At 72.1% G+C, this 5,298-nt stretch carries 6 protein-coding genes and 1 pseudogene; all 7 read right to left on the bottom strand.

Annotated features, from left to right (window positions below):
* Nucleotides 1-507 (bottom strand): ATPase domain-containing protein (locus ACWEQO_RS34560; protein ID WP_361463041.1); only part of this gene is annotated, 507 nt, incomplete at its 3' end.
* A gap of 309 nt (nt 508-816) precedes the next feature.
* Nucleotides 817-1,305: a single-stranded DNA-binding protein gene (locus tag ACWEQO_RS34555; RefSeq protein WP_361463043.1), complete on the bottom strand. Its 489-nt coding sequence runs from the start codon at nt 1,303-1,305 to the stop codon at nt 817-819.
* An 11-nt stretch (nt 1,306-1,316) separates the two neighbouring features.
* Nucleotides 1,317-1,976 (bottom strand): zinc finger domain-containing protein, encoded by a 660-nt coding sequence (locus ACWEQO_RS34550; protein ID WP_452986471.1) that lies wholly within the window; start codon nt 1,974-1,976, stop codon nt 1,317-1,319.
* Between the two features lie 221 nt (nt 1,977-2,197).
* Entirely contained in the window at nt 2,198-2,713 is a 516-nt protein-coding gene (locus ACWEQO_RS34545) for a hypothetical protein (protein ID WP_361463047.1), read from the bottom strand.
* The gene (locus ACWEQO_RS34540) at nt 2,710-3,648 is read right to left on the bottom strand and encodes an ATP-binding protein (protein WP_452986470.1); all 939 of its coding nucleotides are present in this window, start codon (nt 3,646-3,648) and stop codon (nt 2,710-2,712) included. Before ACWEQO_RS34540 ends, ACWEQO_RS34545 begins: the two co-directional genes overlap by 4 nt.
* 238 nt (nt 3,649-3,886) lie before the next feature.
* A complete protein-coding gene (ruvB, locus tag ACWEQO_RS34535; protein WP_452986469.1) occupies nt 3,887-4,942 on the bottom strand; it encodes a Holliday junction branch migration DNA helicase RuvB in 1,056 nt (351 codons plus the stop codon).
* A gap of 14 nt (nt 4,943-4,956) precedes the next feature.
* Nucleotides 4,957-5,298: pseudogene (locus tag ACWEQO_RS34530) on the bottom strand (Holliday junction branch migration protein RuvA); the annotation flags it as partial.

Raw genomic sequence — 5,298 nt, 5'->3', positions numbered from 1 at the left:
CCGGGCCTGGAGGCCGACGTGGCTGTCGCCCATCTCGCCCTCGATCTCCGCCCGCGGCACCAGCGCCGCCACGGAGTCGATCACGATGAGGTCGACGGCGCCGGAGCGGATCAGTGTGTCGGCGACCTCCAGCGCCTGCTCGCCGTTGTCCGGCTGGGACAGGATCAGGTTGTCGATGTCGACGCCGAGCCTCTTCGCGTACTCGACGTCGAGGCCGTACTCGGCGTCGATGAACACCGCGGTTCCGCCGACCCGCTGCGCGTTGGCTATGGCGTGCAGTGCGACGGTGGTCTTCCCGCTCATCTCCGGGCCGTAGATCTCCACGATCCGCCCGCGCGGCAGGCCTCCCGTGCCGAGGGCCACGTCGAGGGCGAGGGAGCCGGTCGGGATGACCTCGATGGGGGTCCAGGCGTCGTCGCCGAGGCGCATGATCGAGCCCTGGCCGAACCGCTTCTCGATCTGGGCGAGGGCGATCTCGAGCGCCTGCTCGCGGTCCCGTTCCTTCATGGTCGCCACCCTGGGGGTCCTGTGCGCCTTCCCCGCGCACCTGTCGGATACGTGCTCTGCGATCGCGGCAACTCTCGGCCCCCTTCTTCGAGTTCTTCGAGTCCTTCGAGCCCTTCGAGCTCTTCGGGTTCTTCGATCCCCCGGCCGGCACCGACGGTCCACCCCCGCCTCGGGGCGGTCTCCCGGTATTCGGGATGGCAGTCTGTGCAGGTCAGGCCGATGGCAGCAGCCGGGGTCCAGCTCTCGAGCCATGCCCGGCCGCTCGGCGGGAGGTCCTTCATGACGATCACCCGGCAATGGTCATCCCGGTCAGAAAGGGAACGTGGGGCTGTTGTGCTCGTGGGAGGCGCTCTTGTCCCCGTCGGGAGCGCCCGGCCCGTCGTCCGGCGCGGACGGGACGGTGTCGAAGAGGGTCCCGCCGGGCACGCCCACGCGCGGGGCCCTGCTGACCGTCGCGGCGGCGTAGCGCAGGGAGGGGCCGATCTCCAGGGCCTCCAGTTCGACGACGGTCCGCTTCTCTCCTTCCCTGGTCTCGTACGTCCGCTGGTGCAGCCGCCCCTGGACGATGACGCGGGTACCGCGCGCCAGGGACTGCGCGACGTGTTCCGCCGTCTGCCGCCAGGCCGAGCAGCGCAGGAACAGCGTGTCTGCGTCCCTCCACTCGTTGCTCTGCCGGTCGAAGGTGCGGGGCGTGGAGGCGACGGTGAAGTGTGCGACCGCGTCGCCGGACGGAGTGGTGCGGATTTCGGGGTCGTCGGTCAGGTTGCCGACGACGGTGAGGACGGTCTCGCCGACCATGGGAAGTACTCCTAACGCGCGAACGGACGGGGGGAGTCGGCTGTCCGACGCCGGTGCTGCCGTTCCGGGGTGTCCCCGGGCCCATTGCCCGGCCCCTTGTCGCACTGTTCTTCTCGCTCTTCTCGCTCTTCTCGTTCTCCTCGTTCGACAGGCCCCGCCGCGCTGAGTCTCGAAGCGTGGGCCGGAGCGTTCCTCATCGGGATGCCGAGCCGGGGGACGGTACAGGGGTGGCCGGCGGCGGCCCGGCACCAGGGGCAGGGCACACGGAGGGCGTGGGCCCGGAGGTCGCTCTTCGAGCGGCCGACGGGGGCGGGCGGCGGCTGGGCCGGGACGGCGGGTGTCCGCTTGACGCGGTGCCCCGAGGCGATCTCGGTCACGATCGCCAGGAGTTCCGCGCGATAGCGGTGCGGGTCGTCCGGGTCGGCGTCCGGCAGCGGCAGTGGGTCGCGGGCGAGCCGCTCCTCCCGGATCGCGTGCACCTCGGCGCGGATGTCGGCGGCGTCGATGCGGGACTGTCTGCGGCCCAGCCGGATCACGGCTTCCCGCGTGTCGGCGATGTCCAGGTCGGCGAGCAGGAGGTGCCAGGCGTCCGTCGCGGTCTCCTCCAGATGCATCGACGGGCACATCGCCGCGACCAGGGCGGCGAGCTCTGCGGTCTCGGTCGGCGTCATCCGTTCCTCCCTCTCTCGGGGTCGGGTCCCGGGTGACGCCGGTGCCCCGCTCCCCGCCCCGTCCGCCGGCCGCCGGTACAGGTACAGGACGGTCCCGCAGGCGCAGCGCAGCCGCCCGTCGTTCCCGAGGCTCCAGCGGCCGCAACCGAGGTGACCGGCTTGTGAGATCAGGAACCACAGCGTGGCGGGCAAGTCCCTGTCGGAGCGTGCCGTGACGGTGGTCATCGCGTCTCGCCACCGCCGAGGGCGAGCAGCCGACGCAGGTCGATCTCGCCGGTGTGCCAGGCACGGGCGACCCGTTCCGCTCCGCCGGGCACGGGCCGCAGGCTGAACGAGCGCGGTTCGGAGGCCGGCTCCACCGCCAGTCCCGGGATCACCTCACCGGTGTGCGGGTCGACGACCGGGTCGAGGCAGGCGAGCCGGCCGAAGAACTCCCGCTTCCAGGCGGGGCGCACCTGGACCAGGGTCTCCACCTCGCCGGGGCGGTTCGCGGCCACCCAGGCGGTGAAGGCGTCCTCGTCGGCGACCACGACCGCCGGCTGGGGGTCGATGAGCGTGAGGGTGGCGATCGGGATGTCGTCCGGCAGGGTCACCCGCATCGACTTGAGGGCGAGCTCGGCACGGGCCGCGCGCAGCCCGTCGAGGACCGCGCGGCGCTCGGCCCGGTACTCGGCCTCCACCGCGTCGCGCAGCACCCTGAGCACGACGACCCGGGTGGCATGGTCCCGGAGGTTCACGCTGCCTCACCCTTCCGCTCGGCCTGCCCGGTCGGCCCGGTCGGCTTTCCGGCCTCCTTCTTCGCCTCGGTGCCGCGGCGCACGATGAGTTCGCCCAGCGTGGTCGAGCTCCCGGCGGGGTCCAGGACGGCGGCGGCGAGCAGGTTGTGCCGTCGCACCTCCTCGTAGAGGCCGCGGAGCTCCTCGTAGGTGGTGTGCGGGGCGGTGGCGGTCGTGAGGTAGTCGGACGCGCTCGGAGTGGGCTTGCCGGCGTTGAGCCAGTCCAGGACGGCCTCGGCGAACGCCGTGTCCGGCTTGCGGACGACGAGCCCGGCGAGCGGCTTCGCCCGGGACTTGGAGATCACCAGGGTGTTCTCGTGGTCGAGGTCGCCGACGATGTCGAACTCGTACTCGATGCCCTCCCGCTGCTCGGGCTTGAGCCCGACCTTGCGCGGCACCTTGCGCCCGCGTTCGTCCACCTCCACGACGTACTCGGTCTTGGTGCGCATGGTGGCGATGAGATGGCCGGGGTAGGCGAGCAGGGCGTCGATCATCGCCCGCTCCAGGGGGCGGGCCTCCCTCCAGCCGGCGAAGGTGTTGCCTCCCGCGACGCGCTTCGCGGCGTTGTCGACCTGCTCCAGCATCCCGCCCGAGCCGGACCAGAAGTGTGTGAGCGAGTCGACGATCACGATGTCGTAGCCCTCGTGGGCGGCCACCGCGAGCGCCTCGACGAGCGCGGGGGGCTCGAACGTCGCGAGCGGAAGGGTGTCGAAGGCGAACTCGTCGGCGTACTTGGAGGCGCTGCCGTGCTCGGTGTCGATCAGGGCGACCCGGTCGCCGATCCCGGTGCCGATGACGAGCGCACTGTAGGTCTTGCCCGACCCGGTGGGCCCGGTGAGCGCGATGCGGGCCTTGGCCTGCTCCTTGGTTGCGGGGGTGAAGGTGAAGCTGTTCACGCCGTTCTCCTCTGGCGCATCCGACGGCGGTTCGGGGTGGGCTTGGGGAGGGACGGGACACCGTCCTCACCCGGCAAGACGTGCACCCGCACGGCCGATGTCTCAGTTCGAATACTTGTTCGAAACCGATGGAAGTCCCACGCTAGACGTGAGCAAGGGTGAAAATCAACACTTTGCTCATAAAAAGTAGACAAGAGGCGATATGCCCGCTTCGGGTTCCGGAACGAGTGTGCCCGCGTCAGCGCCGCGGCGGCACGAGGCCGAGGTGCTCCCATGCGGCGGGCGTGGCGATCCGGCCGCGCAGGGTGCGGGCGAGCAGTCCCTCCCGGACCAGGAACGGCTCGGCCACCTGCGCGACGGTCTCCCGTTCCTCGCCCACCGCGACGGCGAGGGTGGACAGGCCGACCGGTCCGCCGCCGAACAGCTTGAGCAGGGCCTCCAGCACCGCCCGGTCGAGCCGGTCCAGACCGCGGCCGTCGACCTCGTAGACCTCCAGAGCCGCGGAGGCGATCTCGCGGGTGATCCTCCCGTCGGCCCTGACCTGGGCGTAGTCGCGGACCCGGCGCAGGAGGCGGTTGGCGATGCGGGGCGTGCCGCGGGACCGGCCGGCGATCTCGGCGACCCCCTCGGATGTCGTCTCCACCTCCAGCAACCGGGCTGAACGGTGGATGACCCGCTCCAGCTCGGTGGGCTCGTAGAACTCCATGCGCGCGGTGAAGCCGAAGCGGTCGCGCAGCGGGGGCGGCAACAGCCCCGCCCGCACGGTGGCGCCGACCAGGGTGAACGGGGGCAGCTCGAGGGGGATGGCGGTCGCGCCCAGCCCCTTGCCGACGATGACGTCGACGCGGAAGTCCTCCATCGCCATGTACAGCATCTCCTCGGCGGGCCGGGACATCCGGTGGATCTCGTCGAGGAAGAGCACCTCGCCCTCCTGGAGGGAGGACAGGATCGCCGCGAGGTCGCCCGCGTGCTGGACGGCCGGGCCGGAGGTGATGCGGATGGGGGCACCCATCTCGGCCGCGATGATCATGGAGAGGGTGGTCTTGCCGAGGCCGGGGGCGCCGGAGAGCAGCACGTGGTCGGCGGTGGCGCCCCGCGCGCGGGCGGCGCGCAGCACCAGGTCGAGCTGTTCGCGGACCTTCTCCTGGCCGATGAACTCGTCCAGGTCCTTGGGCCGCAGGGCGGCCTCGACGGCCTGGTCCTCCCCGTCGGCGACAGATCCCACCAACCGCTCCGCGGCGGGGCTGACGAGCCGTCCGACGAGGGCGGCGGTTTCGGCTTCGTCCCGGGTCATGCGCTCCACTCCTCTCAGCGGGCGCGGTTCAGGGTGCGCAGGGCGGCGCGCAGCAGCTGCGACACCTTCGGGGCGGTGCCGTCGGCCGCGGCGGCCTCGGCGGCGGGGGTGACGGCCGCGATCGCCTCCTCGGCTTCGGGCGCGGAGTACCCGAGGCCGACGAGCGCCGCGCGCAGCTGTTCGCTCCAGGGCGCGGGAGCGGCGGCGCCGGCCGGGTGGCCGGCCTCGGCGGCCCCGGTCGGCTCGCCGAGCCGACCGGCGAGTTCCAGGAACAGCTTCTGGGCGCCCTTCTTGCCGATGCCGGGCACGGCGGTGAGCGCCTTCTCGTCGGTGGTCGCCACGGCCCGGCGCAGTGC

It is taken from the genome of Streptomyces sp. NPDC004051, assembly GCF_053604275.1.
Note: the sequence above shows the minus strand (reverse complement) of the source record. Positions and strands in the feature narration are given on the sequence as shown.